The sequence below is a fragment of the Streptomyces sp. SP18BB07 genome (assembly GCF_036322545.1).
Taxonomy (GTDB): Bacteria; Actinomycetota; Actinomycetes; order Streptomycetales; family Streptomycetaceae; genus Streptomyces; species Streptomyces deccanensis.
In genome coordinates this window covers 1-20,993 of the sequence record NZ_JAQYWT010000323.1, presented here as the reverse complement: position 1 = coordinate 20,993, position 20,993 = coordinate 1, and the positions used below count along the sequence as shown (strand labels likewise).

Here is a 20,993-nt window from a genome sequence, read left to right as displayed (position 1 = left end):
ATCTCCTGTCACACGCGTCGTAGGTCACACTTCATGCGTCGGGGTCTCCGCGCGGAGGGCACCCAGGGTCAACGCGCACCGGACTCGCCCACTCAGGGATGACCTGATCGGTGCGGGCCAGGTGCGGAAACGGTCCTGTTCCCCGACGTGACACGGGGTGACACGACCCGAAAGGGCCCGTGCACACGCGGATGCATCGCACGGCGGGAGGACTACGCTGCGCCCCAGCCGCGTGCCGCCCCTCCCCCGGCCGCGCGGTCCGAGCCGCCGTCGACGGAAGCGAGTCCACCTTGAACTTCCTCACCATCGGTCACCGCGGAGTCATGGGTGTCGAACCCGAGAACACCCTCCGTTCCTTCGTGGCCGCCGATCGCGCGGGCCTCGACGTCATCGAACTCGATCTGCATCTGAGCAAGGACGGCGCGCTCGTCGTCATGCACGACGCGGATGTGGACCGGACGACGGACGGCACGGGCCCGATCGCCGACAAGACCCTCGCCGAGCTGCGCGCCCTGGACGCGGGCCGCGGTGAGCGCGTGCCCACCTTCGAGGAGGTCCTGGACGCGGTACGGGCGCCGCTCCAGGCCGAGATCAAGGACACGGCGGCGGCCCACGCCCTCGCCGAGGTCATGCACCGGCGCGATCTGGTGGGACGGGTCGAGGTGCTGTCCTTCCACGACGAGGCGGTCGCCGAGATCGCCCGTCTCGTGCCGGGCGTGCGTACCGCGCTGGTCGCCAGCCGCTTCGGCACCGACGTCGTGGACCGGGCGGTGGCGGTGGGCGCCGCCACCCTGGTGCTGAACATCCGGCGGCTGACGCTGGAGGTCGTCGAGAAGGCCCGCAAGGCGAACCTGCGGATCATCGGCTGGGTGGTGAACACCCAGGACCATCTGCGCCTGGTCCGCGCCCTCCAGCTGGACGGCGCGACGACCGACTACCCGGACATCAAACGCACGGGCCGCTTCACCGCCTGACCCCTGTGCCCTGCCGCTACGCCAGCTCCTTGACCAGCAGCTCGAACCGCAGGTCGTCCCGCCGCGGGATGCCGAAGCGCTCGTCGCCGTACGGGAACGGGGTCATCCGTCCCGTACGGCGGTAACCGCGCCGCTCGTACCAGGCGATGAGGTCGTCCCGTACGGAGATCACGGTCATGTGCATCTCCGTGGCGCCCCAGGTCTCGCGCACGATCCGTTCCGCCTCGGCGATGATCACCTTGCCGAGGCCGGCGCCCTGGAGGGCCGGGCTGACCGCGAACATCCCGAAGTAGGCGTGCGCGCCGCGGTGTTCGAGCTGGCAGCAGGCGACGACCGTGCCGTCCCGCTCGACGGTGAGCAGTCGGCTGTCGGGGGCCTTGACGACCGCGAGGACACCCTCGGGGTCGGTCCGCTGCCCTTCGAGGATGTCCGCCTCCGTGGTCCACCCGGCCCGGCTGGAGTCCCCTCGGTACGCCGACTCGATCAGCGCGACGAGGACGTCCACGTCGGCGTCGGTGGCGTCACGGAAGGTCAGGTCGGTGGCAGCGGTGTCCACGGGCTGCTCCTGGTAGATCCGCAGGGCTCGAACACCGAAGAGAGTAGCGACAGCCCGTCCCCGGCGGAGCACCTACCCTCGTCCACATGATCCACGTACTGAGCAGCCGCACCCTCCTGCGCCCCACCGACCCGGAGCGTTCCCGCGTCTTCTACGGCGAGCAGCTCGGGCTCCCCGTGTACCGCGAGTTCGGTACGGACGAGCACCGGGGTGTCGTGTACTTCCTCGGTGGCGGTTTCCTGGAGGTCGCGGGCCGCTCCGAGACGCCGCCGTCGCCCGCGCTGAAGCTGTGGCTGCAGGTCGCGGACGTGACGGCGGCGCACGCGGAACTGTTGGCGGCCGGGGTGGAGGTGCGGCGGCCACCGGTGCGGGAGCCGTGGGGTCTGATCGAGATGTGGATCGCCGACCCGGACGGCACGGAGATCGTGCTCGTGGAGATCCCGGCGGACCACCCGCTGCGCTACCGGCCGGGGATCTGAGACGTCGCACCCCGGTGGCCGGAGCCGCTGTGCCGCGCACGGTCCGGGCGCGCGGTTCGTCTCAGGCGCGCGGCAGACCCAGGCGGCCCTCCAGCTGGATCAGCAACTCGCCCAGCAGCACGGCGAGTTCGCGGCGGTCGCCGGTGCCCACCCCGGAGAGCACGGACTCCTCGTACGCCAGTTGCTCCGGCATGACGCTGTCCACGAGGTCGCGGCCCGTGTCGGTGAGACGGACATGGGCGACGCGCCGGTCGCGGGAGTCGCCCCGGCGCTCGACGAGACCGCGCTCGGTGAGCAGCTTGAGGCGTTTGGTGACGGCGGCGCCGGAGGCGAACGTCTCCCGGGCGATCTCACTCGGCGTCAGCTCGTGGCCCGTGCGGCGCAGGGTGCCGAGGACGTCGAACTCGGGGCGGGTGAGCCCGGCGTGGCGCAGGGGCGCGTCCTCGGCCTGCTGGAGGAGGGCGGCACAGCGGTTGACGCGGCCGATGATCTCCATCGGCGCGGTGTCGAGACCGGGGTGCACCGTCTGCCACTGGCGCACCACCTTGGCGACCGTGTCCCCGAGAGCCGCGCCGCTGCCCGTCCCCACCCGCCCGTTGCCTGCCGTCATGCCTGTGCGCCCTCCGCTGCCTGGAACCCGTGCCGTCGTACCGTCGCCGCGAGCGTACGGTGTCCGGCCTGCTCGACGTGTGTCACCCGCTCCGACGGCAGGGCGCGTTGCCACCATTCGCCGCTCGCGGTGTCGGAGACGGCACGCAGTTCGACGAGGGCTGCGGCCAGGTCGCGCCGGGCGGCGCGCAGGGCGCCGGGGGTGGCGGCCGGGTCGGCGGCGGTGCGGAGCGTGTGCGCGCGGGCGCGCTCCACGACGGCGACGGAGTGGGTGACACGGTCGCCGGCACGCCTGTTGGTGACGACGACCGCCGTGAGGAAGCCGACCAGAGCGCCGACGAGCGTGTCCGAGAGCCGGTCGGTGATCAGCTCCCCGGGGTCGGAGAAGCGGACGAACTCGGTGACGAGGAGGGCCATCGGGGTGACGCAGACGGTGCCGAGCCAGTAGTTGCGGCTGATGAGGGCCTCGGCGCCGAAGGCGAGCGCCAGGCAGCACAGCACGAGCGCCGCCGGGCCGAGATGGGCGAGCGGGACCAGGGCGGCGAAGGCCAGCACCCCGGCGATGTTGCCGACGACGCGCTGGACGCCCCGGCTCCAGGTGAGGGTGAGGTTCGCCTGGTAGAGCGAGGCGGCGGTGACGAGGGCCCAGTAGGGGCGGCCGACTCCGAGCGCGAGGGAAGCGTGTCCGGCGAGGGCGCACCCGAGGGCGGTGCGTACCGCGAGGGGCGTGAGCGGGCCGAGCGCGCTCCACAAGGGGGGCCGCCGGCCCGGCCGTCCGTACTCCGCGTCGAGCGGTGCGTCGGCCGTCTGCGCGGGGGCGGCGGCTCCCCGGAGGTGAGTGGCCGCGAACGGACGCCGGGCGAGAGCGCGCAGTCGGTCGGGGTCCGCCTCGGCGGGCGCTGCGAGTGCGACGTCGGCGCGGACCAGGAGCGCCGCGAGGACGCGGCGGGGCTGGGTGCGGGGGCCGGCGGTGAGCAGGGTCTGCCAGGCGGTGTGCACGGCGGTCGCGGCGGCCGTGCGGGATCCGGGCCGCTCGGGTGCCTCGGCGTGGGAGGCCACCGCGTTCAGCGCCTGGGCGGTGGCGCGGCGCTCCGGACCGTACGGGCGCGGCAGGCCGGGGGCCATGCAGACGAGCCAGGCCCAGGCGCCCGCGACGGCGGCCACGGCGAGGTGGCCGGGGACCTGGGCGGGGCTCTGGGGCACGAAGAGGGCCGCGGAGGTGACGAAGGTGAAGATGACGTTGGCGGGCGGCCCGATCCGGCTCGCGTCGCACAGGACCTTCTGTGCGGCGGCGAGCAGCGCCCCCACGGTCACCAGTACCGCCGCGTTCGTGGTGAGCGAGGCGGTGACCAGGGCGACCGCGAGTCCGGCGACCATGCCGAGCACGACCCGGGCGAGGGTCAGGGCGCGGGCCGCGTAGGGGAGGTGGTGGGCGTACAGGGCGCAGAGGGAGCCTGCCATCGCGTACATGGCCAGGTCGAGGCGGTCGAGGGCCAGCAGGGTCAGGTTCGGCGGTGCCGTCGCGACGACCACGCTGAGCGCGGGTTTGAACCAGATCTCGGAGGGGCGGTTCACCCGGAGCACACCGGAGAGCGGGAGCCGGCGGGTACGGGGTGGTCGGACGCTGCGCATGCGACAACGTTAACTGGTGTTTTACTTGTGAAGTATATCGACAGGCTGTGGCGCTCGTCTCCGTGGCGCACTCCCGCGCGCTCCCCCGCGTACACCCTTGCGCTCGTATGCGCGCCATCGGGCCCGGGCATGCCCTGACCGACTGTCCGACCTCACTCTCAGCACGACCCACGTCGTCGAACGGGAAGTCGAACGGGGAGGTGCTCGGTGCACGGACCGGTGTCGGCGGGCTGGCTGCTGGTCGCGCTGTGCGCGGTGACCGGGGCGTACTGCCTGCTGCGGATGCGCAGCGCCGTGGAGGAGCAGCGGCGCGCCGCCGGCGGTGAGGCGCTGATGGGGTTCGGCATGGCGGCGATGGCCGTGCCCGCCGCGGCCGTGACTCCGCCGCGCTGGGCCTGGCTCCTCTACACCCTCGTGTTCGGCGCTGCGGCGGTGCGCGCGCTGTGGGCGGCCCGCGCGGGAGCGCACCATCTGCACCACCTGGTGGGCGCGCTGGCGATGGTCTACATGGCCGCCGTCATGGCCCTCGCGCCGGGTGGCGGCCACGGCGGCACGGGGCTGCCCCCGGTGACGGGGGCGCTGCTGGTGTACTTCGCCGGGTACGTGGTGTGGGCGGGGCTCCGGCTGGTGCCCGTACCGGCCGCCGCGCGAACGGGGATGCGGGCCGGGGGCGCGACGGGCTGGGGCGACCGGCCGGAGCTGGCGCGGGCCTGTCGACTGTCCATGGGCATCGGGATGTTCGCCATGCTGCTGACGGTCTGAGCCGCCGCGGACGGCGACCGGTCGTGGTCTGCGTCACTTCGGTGGCTCGGCCCGTGTCGCCGTGCGCCGGCGCGCTCATAGGCTGCGCCTCATGATGGTCCCCGCGGCGTTGTTGCTGCTCGGCGCCCTGACCGCCGTCGTCGCCCCGCGACTGCTGGCCCGCGCCGACTGGCCGGACCGTGAACCGGTGGTCGCCCTGTGGGTGTGGCAGTGCGTGGTGGCGGCGGTGCTGCTGTGCTGTGCGCTGTCGATGGCGCTGAGCGCGGCGGCGGCCTGGACGGTGGTGCGCGGGCAGATGTTCGCGCCCGCGCCGCAGGGGGTCGTGGAGGCGTACGCGCTGGACAGCGGGGGCTCGTGGGCCGTGGGCACTGCCGTCGTCCTCGCGGGCGGCGGGTTGTGGACCGGGACGATGCTGGTCCGCGAGGTCCTCGGGGCCCGGCGGGAGCGCCGTCGCCGCCATGCCGAACTCCGGCTGCGCGCCCCGCTGTTGCCCGGCGAGGAGCCGGACGGCGACCGGCTGGTCGTGGTCGAGGGCGAGCGGCCGGACGCCTGGTGGCTGCCTGGCCCGACGCCCCGACTGGTCATCACCACGGCCGCGTTGCGTCGGCTGAAGGGCCGGCAGGTGGACGCGGTGGTCGCCCATGAGCAGGGGCACGCGCGGGCACGGCACCACTGGCTGCTGCACTGTTCCGCGGCGCTCGCGGACGGGTTCCCCCGGGTTCCGGTGTTCGCCGCGTTCCGCGACGAGATGCACCGGCTGGTCGAACTCGCCGCCGACGACACGGCCTCCCGTCGCCACGGCCGTCTCGCCATCGCCCTCGCCCTGGTCGGCCTCAACGAGGACCGGGGGGTGTTCGGGCCCTGCCCGACCCCCGAGGACCATGTGCCGCAGCGCGTCAACCGGTTGCTCGCGCCCCCGGAACGCCTCACACCGGCGCACCGGCTGCGGCTCACCGCGTACGCCGCCCTGGTGCCGGCCGTACCGGTGGTGGTGGCTTTCGTTCCCGCGTTGCGGGCACTCGGTAGGTCGTGACATGGCAAAGAAAGGGCCAAGGCAAGCCCCAGAACAACGTGCGGCGCGACGGATGTGCTCCGGTCGCGGCGCGTGACAGTGATCTCACGCCTCGGCATTGGCCCGAGGCCCCGGGAGTCGGCCAGGATCGCTGTATGCACACCCCCACCGTCGACTCGCCGCCCCACCGGCCGTCGACCCACCGCACTGTCCGCGCCGCCGCGGTCTTCGCGGCGCCGTCCTTCCTGCTGCTCGTCCTGGTCGCGATCTCGTGGGCCCCGCTCATGTCGCTGGACGAGAGCATCGCGAACACCACCCACGGATGGGCCCTCGACGAACCGGGCGTCACCCACGCGTTCCGCATCCTGACGGACTGGGTCTGGGACCCGGTGACGATGCGTCTGCTGGCGGCGGCCGCCGCGATCTGGCTCGTATGGCGCCACCGGGAATGGTGGCTCGCCGTCTGGCTGGCGGTCACCTGCGCGGCGGGCACGGCGCTGCAGCAGGGGCTGAAGGCCGCCGTCGGCCGGGAACGGCCCGCGTGGCCCGACCCCGTCGACTCCGCCCACTACGCCGCGTATCCGTCGGGCCACGCCATGACGGCCACGGTCGTTCTCGGGCTGCTGGTGTGGCTGCTGCACCTGTACGGCGCCGGTCGTACCGTCGTGCGCACGGCGGTGGCGGTGGCCGCCGTCTCCGTCGTGGGCGTCGGGCTGACCCGGATCTGGCTGGGCGTGCACTGGGCGTCGGACGTGCTGGGCGGCTGGCTGCTGGGCGGTCTGACGATCGCGCTGGCGGTACTCGCGTACGAGAAGTGGGGCGCGCCGAAGCGTACTTGAGCAACATCGGCTGGGACCTGCGGCCCGTGTTCCGCGCGCAGGGCCTCGACCCGTACGTCGACGTGTACGTGCTGTCGTACGAGCACGGCGTGCCGAAGCCGGACCCGCGGATGTTCGCGCTCGCCTGCGCGGCGCTCGGTGTCGATGGGCGGGACGCCCTGATGGTCGGCGACGACCGGCGGGCCGACGGCGGTGCGGTGACGCTGGGGTGCGGGGTGCACTTCGTCGACCATCCGCCCGTCGCGGAGCGGCCGGACGGGCTGCGGCGGGTGCTGGAACTGCTGGAGTGAGCCGGCGCCGGCCGCCGCCCCGCGAGGAGTCGTGCGTCGGCGTTCCGTGCGTCGGGCGGTTGTTCGTCGCCGTCGGACGTCCGTCCCGGACCGTCCCCCGTGCGGCCCGGGACGAACAACGGCCGGGCGGGCCCACACAGGGTCGCCGCCCGGAAGCGCTGAGTATAGTTCGCCGTTCGTCGGTCGACGCGGGAGTTACAGGATGTCCTCGCACGGCGGCCCGGTCAATGCGGTCGCCGGGAACGCGGTGTCCCGCCGAGCCGCGAAGGGCCCGGCGGGACGCGTGACTTGACCGCGTCGTGGTACCGCTACGGCCTACCAGTCGAAGTCGAAGTAGTCCGGCTGCGTCTGCACGTTGAGCTCACGCTGGTGGACCCACTTGGCCGGGTCCGTCCGCCGGTCGCTGATCTTCAGGACGTCGAAGCCCTTCACCATGTCGTTCGAGTAGATGTGGCCGTTGTAGTAGTACGCCGACCAGGTACCGCCGCCCACCAGGGTGGTGGTGGAGATCGGACCGCGCTCGAAGTACGCGATCTCCTTGGGCTTGGTGGAGTCGGTGAAGTCCCAGACGGAGACACCGCCCTGGTACCACGCCTGGACCATGATGTCCTTGCCCTTGACCGGGATCAGCGAGCCGTTGTGGGCGACGCAGTTCTCGGTGTCGGCCTGGTGACGGGGGATCTTGTAGTAGCTCTTGAAGACGAGCTCGCGCTTGTCCCCCTTGCCGACGATGTCGTAGATGCCGTCGGCGCCGCGGTTCGGGCCGATCGCCTCGTTGCAGGTGGCCGCGCCGCCGCCGCCCAACTCGTCGGTGAAGACGACCTTGTTCGCCTTCTGGTTGAAGGTGGCCGAGTGCCAGAACGCGAAGTTCACGTTGTCCTGGACCTGGTCGATGACCTTCGGGTTCTCCGGGTCCTTGATGGAGAACAGGATGCCGTCGCCCATGCACGCGCCGGCCGCGAGGTCCTTCGACGGCAGCACCGTGATGTCGTGGCAGCCGGTGGTCTTGGAGACGCCGGGGTTCGTGGGCGAACCCGGGTTGCCGCCACCGTCCGGGCCCTCACCGGGGAACAGGACCGGGAAGCCCACCACGGCCGCCTTCTCCGGGGACTTGCGGGGCACCTTGATGATCGTGATGCCGTCGTGCGGCGGCTGGCAGTCGGGGAACGCGGCGTTCGGCGAGTACGAGGAGACGTAGACGTAGACGTTCCTGCGCTCGGGCACCAGCGTGTGGGTGTGCGAACCGCAGGCCGTCTCCACGGCGGCGACGTACTTCGGGTTCGCCTTGTCGCTGATGTCGAAGATCTTCACGCCCTCCCACGACGACTTCTCGGTCGCGGGCTGCGTCGTGCTGTTGCAGGAGTTGTCGCTGCGCGAGGAGTCGGTGGACAGGAAGAGCAGGTTCCCGGAGACGGAGATGTCGTTCTGCGAGCCCGGGCAGAGGACCTGGGCGACCGTCTTCGGCGCCTTGGGGTTGCTGATGTCGAAGACACGGAAGCCGTCGTAGTTGCCGGCGAAGGCGTACCTGCCCTGGAAGGCGAGGTCCGAGTTGGTGCCCGGCAGCGCGTCCTTGGGGATGTTGGCCAGGTGCTGGATGGTGGCGGAATGGACGATCTCGTCCTGGCCGGGGATCTCGCCGGCGGCTATCGCCTCGCGCGCCTCCGCGGCATCGCTCTTGGAGACCTTCTCCCGCACGGCGGGCGAGTCCCCGGGGTCGGGGGTCGCGGCCGCCGGTCCGGCGGTGAGCAACGCGGCCAGGAGGCCGGCCGCAGTCGCGGCGACCCCCAGACGTCTGCGCCGCGTCCGAAGGTTGTTCAACAGGGTCACTGTGTCCTCCCTTGTGGCCGTTCGCGGTTGAACGGTTCGAGCACCTCCGCAGTATCGTCTTCATCATGCACAGATCAACAGACGGCAATGTACTTGTAACGAACAAATTTGATCACCAGCATGCGAAAGCGTGTTAGGAACGTTCGTCAACACTCACGAGGTGTACGCCCGTTGCTGTGTCCCAGGAGGTCACTGTGCTCGTTCGCCGCACGTCCCGCGCGCCGCTGGTCACGGCCTCGCTGACGGCCGCTCTGCTGGCGCTCGTGGGCTGCGAATCGGGGTCCGAGGCGGCTCCCGACGGCCGTTCGGACAGGTCGAGCGGGCCGGCGGTGATCGCGCCGGGAAAACCCGGTGAGACCGCTCAAACCCTTTCGCCGGAAGAGGTCGAGAAGCAGCGAGCGGAGGACGACTCTCCGAATTCCGCGGACTACGACTACGCGCGCATGATGATCCAGCATCACACCCAGGCCCTGGAGATGACCGAACTCGCCCCCGACCACGCGAAGTCGACCCAGGTGAAGCGGATCGCCGAGCGCATCTCCGCCGCCCAGAAGCCCGAGATCGAGGCCATGGAGGGCTGGCTGAAGGCCCACGACGGTGACGAGCGGGACACTTCGCACGACCACGAGAAGATGCCCGGCATGGCGACCGGGGCACAGCTGAAGGAACTCGGCACGCTCGACGGGGAGAAGTTCGACCAACTGTTCCTGAAGCTGATGATCACCCACCACGAGGGGGCGATCACCATGGCCACGGACGTGAAGGCGCAGGGCAACAACATCCTGATCGAGGAGATGGCCGACGACGTGATCGCGCAGCAGACCACGGAGATCAGCAGGATGCGCGATCTGACGCGGTAGCCGACCGGCCTCGGCCGGCTACCGGCCCCCGGCCCCCGGTCCCCGGCCCCGGGCTCAGCGGCGGGCGTGACGGGGCCCGAGGAGGCCCTCGTCGCGCGCGCCGGCGATCAGCCGGAGCGCCTTGCGGCGGCTGTGCCCGGTCGCGCACATCACCGCGAGGACCGGGTCGTAGCCGCACCGCTGCGCCGCGAGGTACTCCTCGGCCACCATGCGCCGCCCCTCCACACCGCGCGGCCACGCGGGCCGGGCCCGCCGCCCCGGCCCGTACGAGGTCTGCGGCGGCTCCTCCTCGGCGAGGTCCGGCACGGTGCCGCACGCCGCGAACAGGGGGCCCTCGATCCAGTCGGCGAGCTCCGCCAGGTCGTCCAGGGACAGCGGCGGCTGTGCGCGTACGTCCTCCAGCGACAGCCGCCCCTCGCAGACCACGGCGAGGACCTCGACCCCGGCACCGCCAGGGAAGGAGAGCCGGGCGTTGTACCAGACGGTGGCGCCGTCGTGCTCCTGCACTTCCCACGCGGGCCGCACGGACACCGCGCCGTCCTGCCAGTGGCGGTCGGAGAGATTGAGAAAGGATGCTTCCAGCACCCACGCAACGTAAACGCATGATCAGATTCTCTGCGCACAGCCACGCGTACCGGATGCGCGCGGCACCCCGACGGCGCAGCACGCCCGCCCCCGCCACGGCACCAGGGCTGTACCGGCAACACCCCTGAAATCAACAAACTGTTCAAGTCCCCTAGGGTCTCGCCCATGGCATCCACCACCCCCACCCACCCCGTGGACGACGTACCCCCCACCCGCCATCTCCTCGCCTTCGGCCTCCAGCACGTCCTCGCGATGTACGCGGGCGCGGTCGCCGTCCCCCTGATCGTCGGCGGCGCCCTGCGGCTGCCGCCCGCGGACCTGGCCTATCTGATCACCGCCGATCTCCTCGTGTGCGGCATCGCGACCCTGATCCAGTGCGTCGGCGTCTGGCGCTTCGGCGTCCGGCTCCCGATCATGCAGGGCTGTACGTTCGCCGCCGTCTCCCCCATGGTGCTGATCGGGACGGAGGGCGGCGGGCTGCCCGCGATCTACGGCTCGGTGATCGTGGCCGGCCTGGCGATCATGCTGCTGGCCCCGGTGTTCGGCAGGCTCCTCCGCTTCTTCCCGCCGCTCGTCACCGGCACCGTCATCCTGATCATCGGCCTCTCCCTGCTGCCGGTGGCCGGCGACTGGGCGGCCGGCGGTGCGGGTGCGGCGGACTTCGGCGCGCCGAGGAATCTCGCGCTGGCGGCGTTCGTGCTGCTCGTCGTGGTCGGCGTGCAACGGTTCGCCCCGGTGTTCCTCAGCCGGATCGCGGTACTGGTCGGCATCGTGGTGGGGCTCGCGGTCGCCGTTCCGCTGGGGTTCACGGACTTCGGCGCGGTCCGGGAGGCCGACTGGCTGGGCATCAGCACGCCGTTCCACTTCGGGGCGCCCGCGTTCCACCTCTCCGCGATCCTGTCCATGCTGGTGGTGGCCCTGGTAACGATGACGGAGACCACCGGCGACCTGATAGCGGTGGGCGAGCTGACCGGCCGCGAGGTGCAGCCCCGGTCCCTCGCGGACGGGCTGCGCGCGGACGGCTTCTCCACCGTCCTCGGCGGTGTCTTCAACACCTTCCCCTACACGGCGTACGCGCAGAACGTCGGCCTGGTCGGGATGACCCGGGTGCGCAGCCGCTGGGTCGTCGCGGCGGCGGGCGGGATGCTCGTCCTGCTCGGTCTGCTGCCGAAGCTCGGCGCCGTGGTGGCCGCGATCCCGGCACCGGTGCTCGGCGGCGCGGGCCTGGTGATGTTCGGCACCGTCGCCGCGAGCGGTCTGCGCACGCTCGCCCGGGTCGAGTTCCGGGACAACGACAACCTGACGGTCGTGGCCGTCTCGGTGGCCGTGGGACTGCTGCCGGTCGGGGCGCCGACGGTGTACGCGGAGTTCCCCGAGTGGTTCCGGACGGTGATGAACAGCGGTATCAGCGCGGGGTGCCTGACGGCGATCACGCTGAACCTGCTCTTCAACCACCGCCGGGCGAGGGCCGGTTCAGTCGACGCCGAGACGGGCGGCCTCCCGGGCGGCGGCGTCGACGAGGGTGTCGAGGAGCCCCGGGAAAAGGCCGTCTAGGTCGTCCCGGCGCAGCCCGTTCATCTTGGCCGTGCCCCGGTAGACCTGCCGGATCACCCCGCTCTCGCGCAGCACCCGGAAGTGGTGGGTGGTCGTGGACTTGGTGACCGGAAGGTCGAAGTGCGAACACGAGAGCTCGTCGCCGTCGGCGGCGAGCTCGCGCACGATGCGCAGCCGCATCGGGTCGGCGAGCGCGTGCAGCACGGACTCCAGCCGGATCTCCTCCCGTGCCGGGTGCGGGAGGTCGCGGCTGCTGACGGCGGGCGAGGTCACGGCGGCTCCACTGCGTCGGGCCTTCAGGGAGTCTTATTGTACGAGACCTATCGTAGTTTGACATCCGCCGTACTACGATGCCTATCGTACGAGCCGTGCACCGTCCGTTCCGGGACGGCATCCCGTGACGATTGGAGTCGCCGTGAGCGTGCTGTTCGAGCCCTACCGCCTGCGTGAACTGACCATCCCGAACCGGGTGTGGATGCCCCCGATGTGCCAGTACTCGGCCGCGCCGGAGGGCCCCGGGGCGGGCGCCCCGAACGACTGGCACTTCGCGCACTACGCGGCGCGTGCCACCGGCGGCACGGGCCTGATCATCGTCGAGGCGACCGCCGTCTCCCCCGAGGGCCGCATCTCGCCGTACGACCTCGGCCTCTGGAACGACACCCAGGTCGAGGCCTTCCGCCGGATCACCGGGTTCCTGAAGGGGCAGGGGACGGTGCCGGCCGTGCAGCTCGCCCACGCGGGGCGCAAGGCCTCGACCGATCAGCCCTGGCGAGGCGGGGCGCCGGTCGGCGCGGACGCGCACGGCTGGCAGCCGGTCGCGCCCAGCGCGGTGGCCTTCGACGAACGGCACCCGGTGCCGGACGAGTTGACCGTGGATCAGATCCAGGAGGTCGTCGGGCAGTTCGCGGCGGCGGCCCGGCGGGCGCTGGCCGCCGGTTTCGAGGTCGTCGAGATCCACGGCGCCCACGGCTATCTGATCAACGAGTTCCTCTCCCCGCACTCCAACCGTCGCACCGACTCCTACGGCGGCTCCTACGAGAACCGCGTCCGTCTCGCACTCGAAGTCGTCGACGCGGTACGGGAGGTGTGGCCGGCGGACAAGCCGCTGTTCTTCCGGGTCTCCGCCACCGAGTGGCTGGAGGAGGGCGGCTGGAGCGCCGACGACACGGTCCGCCTGGCCGCCGAGCTGAAGGCGCACGGCGTGGACCTGCTGGACGTCTCCTCGGGCGGCAACGCCTCCGGGGTCCACATCCCCGTCGGCCCCGGCTACCAGGTGCCGTTCGCCGCCCGGGTCAGGAACGAGAGCGCGCTACCCGTCGCCGCGGTCGGTCTGATCACGGAGACCGAGCAGGCCGAGAAGATCCTCGCCAACGGCGAGGCCGACGCTGTCCTGCTCGGTCGGGAACTGCTCCGCAGCCCCTCCTGGGCGCGGCAGGCGGCGCGTGAACTCGGGGGCGAGGTACACGTCCCCGAGCAGTACCACCGTTCGGTGTAGGCGGAGTTCGGACCACCGGTACGGGTAAGTGTGCGCCCGTACCGGTCAGTTGCGCCGGAGCAGCCGGGCCGGGACCGCTTCGGCCAGGATCCGGTAGCCCTCCGGGTTGAGGTGCAGCCAGTCGCCGTCGTGGAGGCCGGGCAGGAGACGGCTCGGGTCGGCGGGGTCGCGGACCGCGCGGTCGAAGTCGAGGACGGCGTCGAAGCGGCCGCTGGTGCGGATCCAGGTGTTGACGGTCTGCCGGGCTGCCTCGCGGTGCCCGGCGGCGTCGTCGTAGGGGGTGTTGCCGCCGAAGGGCAGCAGGGTCGCGCCGTACACGCGGATGCCCCGGGCGTGGGCGCGGACGATGATCTGCTCGTAGGCGGCGACGAGGTCGGCAGCGACGCGCTGCTGGGCGGCGGGGGTGGCCGCGGCGGTGCCCAGGTCGTTGACTCCCTCGAAGACGATCAGCTGCTCGACGGCGCTGTGGGCCAGGACGTCGCGGTCCAGCCGGGCGAGGGCGTTGGGCCCGAGGCCGTCGTTGAGGACCCGGTTACCGCCGGCCGCCTGGTTCACCACGGCGATGTGCCGGGTGCCGGGCCGCTGCTGGAGCCGATCGAAGAGCTGGTCGGGCCAGCGGTCGTTGCCGTTGGTGGTGGAGCCCCGGCCGTCGGTGAGGGAGTCGCCGAGGACGGCGACGGCGGTGGTGGCGGGCCGGGACAGCACCTCGACATCACTGAGCAGGTACCAGTGGTTGGTCGGGGTAGCGCCGGGCAGATCCGCGTCCTCGGTGTGGTCGCCGTGCAGCAGGTACGAGGTGGTGCGGGAACCCGGGTGCGAGGTGAGGGCGAGCGAGGCCTGGCCCTCCGCCAGGTACGCCGTCACGGTCAGGTTGGTGCCCGGCCGCAGCGTGAAGTCCAGCGGGTCGGACACGACCTGGGCGCCCACCGGGACGGTGGTGGATCCGCCGCCGCCGAAGGTCACCGGTCGCGACGTGCCGGGTTCGATCGCGCCGACCCCCGCCCGGCCGCCCAGCGGAAGCGCCACGGTCACGGCGGTCAGCGGCAGCGCGGCGCCGCCGAAGGCGTTGGAGAAGCGCAGCCGGACGCGGTCGCCGCCGGTGGTGACGCGCACGGTCTGCCGCAGGGTGGTGTCCACCAGTACGGCCCGGTCCCCGGTGAACGGCGCCGGCGGCATGTTGCCCGGCTCGGTGAGCTGCGGCATCGCGGACCATGTGTTCACCCAGCGCCGGGCGGCCGTCGCCGTGTCGCCGGTGCCGGTTTCGTCCGCCCGGTGAGGGTCCCTGACCAGGGCGGCCAGGGCGGACGAGGCCACCACGAGGGCCAGGGCGAGCACACAGACGGCGAGCACGGTCGCGAACGGCGCCCTGCCGGACGGCCGGACGGGCTGGGGGCTGTCGATCGGGCGCAAGGACGGTGCCTCTCTTCGGAAGGGGTGCGGGTGGGCGGAGACCGTGGGGGGCCGGGACGACACCCGCGGTCCGGACACGCTTCCGGCCCGGCGTGCGCCTGGCGTGCGCCCAGGGGACGGTCGGGGCGGGAGGCGGCGGGTCGATCCCGCCGGTCCGCGTGGGACACCGGGCCGACGGGGGTGTCCGGGTGGGGGCCGGGGGGCAAGGCGCCGGGCCGACCGCCCCACCCGGGTGGGGCGGTTGCTAAGCAGCCCGCACGGGTGGGGCGGTCGCTCAGCCGGCCGCCGGACCGACACGGCCGCCCGGGCGGGGCGGTGCGTGTCAACCCGTCGTGCACGCCGTTCCGTTGAGCGTGTATGACGACGGGGCCGCGCTGTTGCCGGTGTGGTTGGCCTGGTAGCCGATGCTGACGCTCGCGCCGGGTGCGATCGCGGCGTTGTACGTGGCGTTGGTCGCGGTCACGGCGCCGCTCGCCGGACTGTACGTCGCGCCCCAGCCGTTGGTGACGGTCTGTCCGGCGGGCAGGCTGAAGCCCAGCTTCCAGCCGTTGACCGCCGTCGTACCGGTGTTGGTGACGGTCACCGACGCGGTCAGCCCCGTGCTCCAGGCGTTGGTGGTGACGGTCACCTTGCAGGGGCCGGCCGGCGGTTGCGGCGCGGGACCGGACCCGTTGAGACCGAAGAAGGTCAGGACGCGCTCGCCCATGCCCCAGGCGTAGAGGTTGTGACCGGTGCCCTGGAGACTGATGGCCTCGACGGGAGCACGGTCACCGGTGCCGCCGTAGCGGGTGCGGGTCCAGTTGGACTGGGGCGAGTCGGTGGCGGCCGGTGTCTGGCCGACACCGTGCACATCGGTCCACTGCTTGATCTCCTCGCCGAAGTTGGGGTAGTGCAGCACGTCGTCCGTGGTGCCGTGCCACAGCTGCATCCTGGGCCGGGGCCCGGTGTAGCCCGGGTAGGCACCGCGGACCAGGTCACCCCAGGCCTGCGGGGTACGGATGATCGTGCCGTTCGCGCAGTCGCTGTTCCACTCGGAACCGTTGGTGGTGGCGAAGCAGGCGAAGGGCACGCCCGCGAAGGCGGCGCCGGCGGCGAACACGTCGGGGTAGTCGCCGAGGAGGACGTTGGTCATCATCGCGCCGGAGGAGATACCGGTGGCGAAGATCCGGTCGGTGTCGGCGTCGTAGGTGCGGACGGTCCAGTCGACCATGGACTTGATGCCCACGGGATCGCTGCCGCCGCCACGGGTCAGGGCCTGCGGGGAGGCGACGTCGAAGCACTTGCTGCTCCGGGTGACGGACGGGTACACGACGATGAACCCGTACTTGTCGGCGAGTTGGGCGTACTCGGTGCCGTTGTACATCGCCGGGCCCGAGCCGGTGCAGTAGTGCACGGCGACCACGATCGCCGGGTTCGCGGTGACGCTGTCCGGGACGTACAGGTACATCTGCAGGTTGCTGGGGTTCGTGCCGAAGCCGGTGATCTCGGTGAGCGCCGCCCGGGGAGCGGCCTCGGCGCCGGCGTTCGCCGCGGCGGCCGCGGGTGCGGTCGGGAGCATGGCCGCGAGCAACGCCACGAGCGCTCCCAGCAGTGCGACGAGTACCGGACGCCGCGGTCCGCGCGGCCGGTCATGGGGGGTGTGGGTCACGTCGTTGTGCCTTCCTGTGGCGGGGGCGGGTGCGACGGGGGGATCCGGGTCAGGACGGCGAGAAGGGCATCGTGACATGGACATGGAAGCCACGGAAGCGCTCCCACCCGTCGAAAGAATTCGCTCCCATCCACCCGCCCGGGGCACCCGCGCCCAAGCGCCGCACACAGCCGACCGCTCCCACCAGGGGCGACACATGTCTTTTGCGCAAAGCGTTGACTAGAAAGCGCTTGCCCCCTACGTTCCGTTCAGCGATGTGAACCCCCGGTGGACTGCAGCCGCCGCACTCGCGCACAACAATCAGCACAGTGAATTCCATTCACGTACATGGCCTGCCAGCTCCCCTGAAGGGAAGCACCCGCATGCGTACCGTCCCCCCACGTACACAGGCGCAAAGATCAGCCCTGGTGGCGGCCGCGGCCGCCCTGATGACGGCCGCCACCCTCGCCGTACCGCACTCGGCGGGCGCGGCGGAGTCCTCGCCGATCGGTTTCGGCGCCGGGACCACCGGAGGCGGCAGCGCCTCCGCGGTCACGGTCTCCACGCTCGCCGCCTTCCGGAGCGCCGTCACCGGGAACGCCGCCAAGGTCGTCCGCGTGAACGGCCTGATCTCGCTGAGCGGTCAGGTCGACATCGGCTCCAACACCACGGTCCTCGGCGTGGGTTCGTCGTCCGGCTTCACCGGCGGCGGCCTGCGGATCAAGGAGGAGACCAATGTCGTCGTCCGCAACCTGAACATCAGCAAGCCGGTCGCGCCCGCCGACGGGATCACCGTCCAGGAATCCACGAAGGTGTGGATCGACCACAACTCCTTCTCGGCGGACCGCACCCACGACAAGGACCACTACGACGGCCTGCTGGACATCAACCACGGCTCGGACAACGTGACGGTGTCCTGGAACACCTTCAAGGAGCACTTCAAGGGCTCGCTCGTCGGCCACAGCGACAACAACGCCTCCGAGGACACCGGTCATCTGAAGGTGACGTACCACCACAACCACTTCAGCAACGTGTACTCGCGCATCCCCAGCCTGCGCTTCGGCACCGGGCACTTCTACAACAACTACGTGGACGGCGCGGAGACCGCCTGCCACTCGCGCATGGGCGCCCAGATGCTCGTGGAGAACAACGTCTTCCGGAACACCGGAGTCGCGGTGACCACGAACCGCAGCAGTGACGTGGACGGCTACGCGAATCTGCGCGGCAACGACCTCGGTGGAGCCGCCACCGAGATCTCCCGGGTGGGGAGCTTCACCACCCCGCCCTACGGCTACACCCCCGAGTCCGCCTCCTCCGTCGTCGCGTCGGTGACGTCGGGAGCGGGCGCCGGAAAGCTCTGAGAGCCGTCCGACCGCTCCATCCCCATCCCCCCATCCGCCCGGACAACAGAAGGAATCGGGACATGACTTCTGCAGCACGTCCGCGTGCCCGCACGCGCGCGCTGACCGGCACGTTCGCCGCGTTCAGCCTTTCGTTTGGCATGATCATGACTAGTGGGGCCACTCCGGCGAACGCCGCCACCTGGCCGTCCGCCAACGGCAGCCAGCCGGTGTCCTCCACCATCTCGGTGTCCGGCACCCGGGACGGCGGCATGGTGCGCTACTACGGCAGCGGCGCGCTGGCCGGCGACGGCCAGGAGGAAGGCCAGGACCCGATCTTCAAGCTCGCGGCCGGCGCGACGCTGAAGAACGTCATCATCGGCGCGCCCGGCGCCGACGGCATCCACTGCGAGGGCAACTGCACCCTGCAGAACGTCTGGTGGGAGGACGTCGGCGAGGACGCGGCGACCTTCCGCGGCGGCTCCACGTACACGGTCACCGGCGGCGGCGCCAAGAAGGCGGCCGACAAGGTCTTCCAGCACAACGGACCCGGCACCGTGAACATCTCCAACTTCGCGGTCAGCGACTTCAAGACGCTGTACCGCTCCTGCGGCGACTGCTCCACGCAGTACACCCGCAAGGTGAACCTCAGCAACATCGAGGTGACGGGGACGGGCACCACCGCGCGCCTGGTCGGCATCAACGTCAACCGGGGTGACGTGGCGACCCTGCGGGGCATCACGATCCTCAACGACAGCGGCCGCAAGGTCATCCCGTGCCAGAAGTACAACAACACCACCGCCGTCGGTACGGGCCCCGACAGCACCAACTGCAAGTACGCCACCTCGGACATCACCTACCGGTGACACCGCTCGTCACCCACCGGTGAGTCCCCCGACGGCCGGACGGAGCCTCCCCCCACGGGCCTCGTCCGGCCGTCGGCCGCTCCGCGCGGGACGGTCACCGTCACGTTCACGCCCCGCCCGGGCTCACCAGATCTTGCGCTCCCAGAGCGGGCCGATCCGCGCCCACTCCTCGTCCCACTGGTCCATCCGCCGCCGCTCCATACGGCCGCGCACGAGCCGGCCGCCCACGAAGGGCACGGCCGCCGCGAACAGACCCGCGAGCCCGCCCACGAGCGCGGCGCGCAACCGGGCCTGGGACTCACTGGCGGGCTTGGTGACCAGCAGGCCCTCGGCGTCCGTCCACACGGTGACCCGCGCTCCCATCAGGGTGGCGGGATCGACCCGGGCCTGGCCCTCGCGCCCGGAGCCGTCCGGCGCGGTCCAGCGGACCTTCGCCCACACCTTCTCCGCGGCCGTACCGCTCTGGCCGGAGGGCTCCGGCGCGTCCTCCGTGAGGACCGCACCGACCTGGCGCCACTCCGCGCGCTGCCGGGCGAGACCGGACTCCACGGAGTGTGAGGCCATGAGACCCGCGGCCACCCCGCCGAACAGGATCAGCGCCCAGGTGATCAGCACGACCCAGGACTCCAGCCGGTCGCCGCGCCTTCTGAGCGGGTTGCGCCGCCATCGCCACAGCCACACCTTCGGACCACGGAATGCCACCATCGGGGGCACCCTCCCTCGCACACGCAGGACTGCCGGACCGCTCTTCCATACGGCGGTGGCCCCCGCACTGCTCATGCGATGTGGGTCACCCCCGTCCCGCCCGCTCGGCGCCGGCCCGTCCCGCATCCGCTCACACACCGGCTGACCTGCGGCGGAGCCGTTTCGGGGGGTGACTGTCAGTGGTGGGGTGCAGACTGGCCGGTGACTGGGACGACGATGTCCGGGAGGTGGCCGGGATGGCTGAGGTACTGCTCACCGTGGGCACACGCAAGGGGCTTTTCATCGGGCGGCGGCGGGGAGGCGCCTGGGAGTTCGACGAGACGCCGTACTTCAACGCGCAGGCGATCTACGCGGTCGCCATCGACACCCGATCGGACACCCCCCGGCTGCTGGTGGGCGGCGACAGCGCCCACTGGGGCCCCTCCGTGTTCCACTCCGACGACCTCGGCCGCACCTGGACCGAACCGGCCCGGCCCGCGGTCAAGTTCCCCAAGGACACCGGGGCCTCGCTGGAGCGGGTGTGGCAGCTGCACCCGTCGGCCGCCGAACCGGACGTGGTGTACGCGGGCACGGAACCGGCCGCGTTGTACCGCTCCGAGGACCGGGGCGAGACCTTCGAGCTGGTCCGGCAACTGTGGGAGCACCCGACACGCGACCGGTGGGCCCCGGGAGGCGGCGGCGAGGGACTGCACACGATCCTCACCGACCGGCGCGATCCGCGCGCGCTGACCGTAGCGGTCTCCGCAGCCGGGGTGTTCCGCACCGAGGACGGCGGGGCGAGCTGGTCGCCGTCCAACTCCGGTGTCTCGGCGGTGTTCCTGCCGGACCCCGACCCGGAGTTCGGCCAGTGCGTGCACAAGGTGACCCGGGACGCGACGACCCCCGACCGGCTGTACCTGCAGAACCACTGGGGCGTGTACCGCAGCGACGACGCGGGGGCGCACTGGGAGGACATCGGCGCGGGCCTGCCCTCCACCTTCGGTTTCGCGGCGGTCGCCCATCCGCGCCGCGGGGACACCGCCTATGTCTTCCCGATCAACGCCGACGCGGACCGTGTCCCGGCCGACCACCGCTGCCGGGTCTTCCGCACGGCGGACGCGGGCAAGAGCTGGGAGCCGCTGGCGGCGGGCCTGCCGACGGAGGACCACTACGGCACGGTGCTGCGCGACGCGATGTGCACGGACGACTCGGATCCGGCGGGCGTCTACTTCGGCAACCGCAACGGCGAGGTGTACGCCTCGGCGGACGACGGCGACAGCTGGCGGCAGTTGCTGACCCATCTGCCGGATGTGCTGTGCGTGCGCGCGGCCGTCGTCGGATGAGCGGATGAGTGGACGGGGAGGGGCGCCGCCGCCGTCCGCGAGTGCCCCCTCCCGTCCATCAAGTCGCCCTGCACCCGGTCCCGTTCGGCACCGTGCCGGTCATGACGATCCATACCTTTCTTCGTGGGTTGATCGCGGTCATTCGTAAGATCGGGACACCCAGGGATGCCGGGTATGGCTTTCATGCGAGTGCCGCTTTCGTGGCTGAGGAGGATTGGCCGCCCGGCATCCCGCGACGACTCGACTGCT

Annotated in this window: 20 protein-coding genes and 1 pseudogene; 12 read left to right on the top strand and 9 right to left on the bottom strand. The window is 71.7% G+C overall.

Features of this window, described 5'->3' with window-relative positions; genetic code table 11:
* Positions 1-290: 290 nt before the first annotated feature.
* Positions 291-974, top strand: a complete 684-nt coding sequence (locus PUR53_RS23835) for a glycerophosphodiester phosphodiesterase (RefSeq protein ID WP_329895526.1) — start codon at positions 291-293, stop codon at positions 972-974.
* Between the two features lie 16 nt (positions 975-990).
* On the opposite strand, the gene PUR53_RS23830 is transcribed toward PUR53_RS23835, so the two are convergent.
* On the bottom strand, positions 991-1,530 hold the full coding sequence (locus PUR53_RS23830; protein ID WP_329895525.1) for a GNAT family N-acetyltransferase: 540 nt from the start codon (positions 1,528-1,530) through the stop codon (positions 991-993).
* An 86-nt stretch (positions 1,531-1,616) separates the two neighbouring features.
* Here PUR53_RS23830 and PUR53_RS23825 point away from each other — a divergent pair, with 86 nt between their 5' ends.
* The gene (locus PUR53_RS23825) at positions 1,617-2,009 is read left to right on the top strand and encodes a VOC family protein (protein ID WP_329895524.1); all 393 of its coding nucleotides are present in this window, start codon (positions 1,617-1,619) and stop codon (positions 2,007-2,009) included.
* 61 nt (positions 2,010-2,070) lie between these two features.
* Here the strand turns inward: PUR53_RS23825 and PUR53_RS23820 are convergent, their stop codons facing one another.
* The gene (locus PUR53_RS23820; protein WP_329909600.1) at positions 2,071-2,619 is read right to left on the bottom strand and encodes a MarR family winged helix-turn-helix transcriptional regulator; all 549 of its coding nucleotides are present in this window, start codon (positions 2,617-2,619) and stop codon (positions 2,071-2,073) included.
* A complete protein-coding gene (locus tag PUR53_RS23815) occupies positions 2,616-4,250 on the bottom strand; it encodes an FUSC family protein (protein ID WP_329909599.1) in 1,635 nt (544 codons plus the stop codon). The genes PUR53_RS23820 and PUR53_RS23815 overlap by 4 nt, the downstream gene beginning before the upstream one ends.
* A gap of 207 nt (positions 4,251-4,457) precedes the next feature.
* On the opposite strand from PUR53_RS23815, the gene PUR53_RS23810 reads away from it, so the two are divergent.
* From PUR53_RS23810 to PUR53_RS23795, 4 genes and pseudogenes are all read left to right on the top strand, one after another.
* Positions 4,458-5,012 carry a DUF5134 domain-containing protein gene (locus tag PUR53_RS23810; RefSeq protein ID WP_329895521.1) on the top strand — a complete coding sequence of 185 codons (555 nt, stop codon included), beginning with the start codon at positions 4,458-4,460 and terminating at the stop codon, positions 5,010-5,012.
* Positions 5,013-5,103: 91 nt separating this feature from the next.
* Complete coding sequence (locus PUR53_RS23805; protein ID WP_329909598.1) at positions 5,104-6,045, top strand: M56 family metallopeptidase; 942 nt, start codon at positions 5,104-5,106, stop codon at positions 6,043-6,045.
* A 134-nt stretch (positions 6,046-6,179) separates the two neighbouring features.
* On the top strand, positions 6,180-6,863 hold the full coding sequence (locus PUR53_RS23800; RefSeq protein WP_329895519.1) for a phosphatase PAP2 family protein: 684 nt from the start codon (positions 6,180-6,182) through the stop codon (positions 6,861-6,863).
* A pseudogene (locus PUR53_RS23795) lies at positions 6,857-7,153 on the top strand (HAD family hydrolase); the annotation flags it as partial. The gene PUR53_RS23800 and the pseudogene PUR53_RS23795, both read left to right, overlap by 7 nt.
* A gap of 315 nt (positions 7,154-7,468) precedes the next feature.
* Here PUR53_RS23795 and PUR53_RS23790 read toward each other — a convergent pair.
* Entirely contained in the window at positions 7,469-8,980 is a 1,512-nt protein-coding gene (locus PUR53_RS23790; protein WP_329909597.1) for an LVIVD repeat-containing protein, read from the bottom strand.
* A 194-nt stretch (positions 8,981-9,174) separates the two neighbouring features.
* On the opposite strand from PUR53_RS23790, the gene PUR53_RS23785 reads away from it, so the two are divergent.
* Complete coding sequence (locus tag PUR53_RS23785; protein ID WP_329909596.1) at positions 9,175-9,840, top strand: DUF305 domain-containing protein; 666 nt, start codon at positions 9,175-9,177, stop codon at positions 9,838-9,840.
* 54 nt (positions 9,841-9,894) lie between these two features.
* Here the strand turns inward: PUR53_RS23785 and PUR53_RS23780 are convergent, their stop codons facing one another.
* Positions 9,895-10,371 carry a DUF6214 family protein gene (locus PUR53_RS23780; protein ID WP_329909603.1) on the bottom strand — a complete coding sequence of 159 codons (477 nt, stop codon included), beginning with the start codon at positions 10,369-10,371 and terminating at the stop codon, positions 9,895-9,897.
* A 219-nt stretch (positions 10,372-10,590) separates the two neighbouring features.
* Here PUR53_RS23780 and PUR53_RS23775 point away from each other — a divergent pair, with 219 nt between their 5' ends.
* The gene (locus PUR53_RS23775) at positions 10,591-11,979 is read left to right on the top strand and encodes a nucleobase:cation symporter-2 family protein (RefSeq protein ID WP_329895516.1); all 1,389 of its coding nucleotides are present in this window, start codon (positions 10,591-10,593) and stop codon (positions 11,977-11,979) included.
* Here PUR53_RS23775 and PUR53_RS23770 read toward each other — a convergent pair.
* Positions 11,899-12,252: an ArsR/SmtB family transcription factor gene (locus tag PUR53_RS23770; protein WP_329895515.1), complete on the bottom strand. Its 354-nt coding sequence runs from the start codon at positions 12,250-12,252 to the stop codon at positions 11,899-11,901. The genes PUR53_RS23775 and PUR53_RS23770 overlap by 81 nt on opposite strands.
* Before the next feature lie 142 nt (positions 12,253-12,394).
* On the opposite strand from PUR53_RS23770, the gene PUR53_RS23765 reads away from it, so the two are divergent.
* Positions 12,395-13,474 carry an NADH:flavin oxidoreductase/NADH oxidase gene (locus tag PUR53_RS23765; RefSeq protein ID WP_329895514.1) on the top strand — a complete coding sequence of 360 codons (1,080 nt, stop codon included), beginning with the start codon at positions 12,395-12,397 and terminating at the stop codon, positions 13,472-13,474.
* A gap of 45 nt (positions 13,475-13,519) precedes the next feature.
* Here the strand turns inward: PUR53_RS23765 and PUR53_RS23760 are convergent, their stop codons facing one another.
* Together PUR53_RS23760 and PUR53_RS23755 are read right to left on the bottom strand one after the other, a co-directional pair.
* On the bottom strand, positions 13,520-14,824 hold the full coding sequence (locus PUR53_RS23760; RefSeq protein WP_329909602.1) for an SGNH/GDSL hydrolase family protein: 1,305 nt from the start codon (positions 14,822-14,824) through the stop codon (positions 13,520-13,522).
* A gap of 382 nt (positions 14,825-15,206) precedes the next feature.
* Complete coding sequence (locus PUR53_RS23755) at positions 15,207-16,532, bottom strand: extracellular catalytic domain type 1 short-chain-length polyhydroxyalkanoate depolymerase (RefSeq protein ID WP_329909595.1); 1,326 nt, start codon at positions 16,530-16,532, stop codon at positions 15,207-15,209.
* 362 nt (positions 16,533-16,894) lie between these two features.
* Here PUR53_RS23755 and PUR53_RS23750 point away from each other — a divergent pair, with 362 nt between their 5' ends.
* Positions 16,895-17,872, top strand: a complete 978-nt coding sequence (locus PUR53_RS23750; protein ID WP_329895512.1) for a pectate lyase family protein — start codon at positions 16,895-16,897, stop codon at positions 17,870-17,872.
* A gap of 62 nt (positions 17,873-17,934) precedes the next feature.
* A complete protein-coding gene (locus PUR53_RS23745; protein WP_329895511.1) occupies positions 17,935-18,717 on the top strand; it encodes a pectate lyase in 783 nt (260 codons plus the stop codon).
* Positions 18,718-18,840: 123 nt separating this feature from the next.
* On the opposite strand, the gene PUR53_RS23740 is transcribed toward PUR53_RS23745, so the two are convergent.
* A complete protein-coding gene (locus PUR53_RS23740; RefSeq protein ID WP_329895510.1) occupies positions 18,841-19,422 on the bottom strand; it encodes an Rv1733c family protein in 582 nt (193 codons plus the stop codon).
* 236 nt (positions 19,423-19,658) lie between these two features.
* Here PUR53_RS23740 and PUR53_RS23735 point away from each other — a divergent pair, with 236 nt between their 5' ends.
* Positions 19,659-20,744, top strand: coding sequence for a WD40/YVTN/BNR-like repeat-containing protein (locus PUR53_RS23735; RefSeq protein ID WP_329909594.1), 1,086 nt, complete (start codon positions 19,659-19,661; stop codon positions 20,742-20,744).
* Positions 20,745-20,993: the final 249 nt, after the last annotated feature.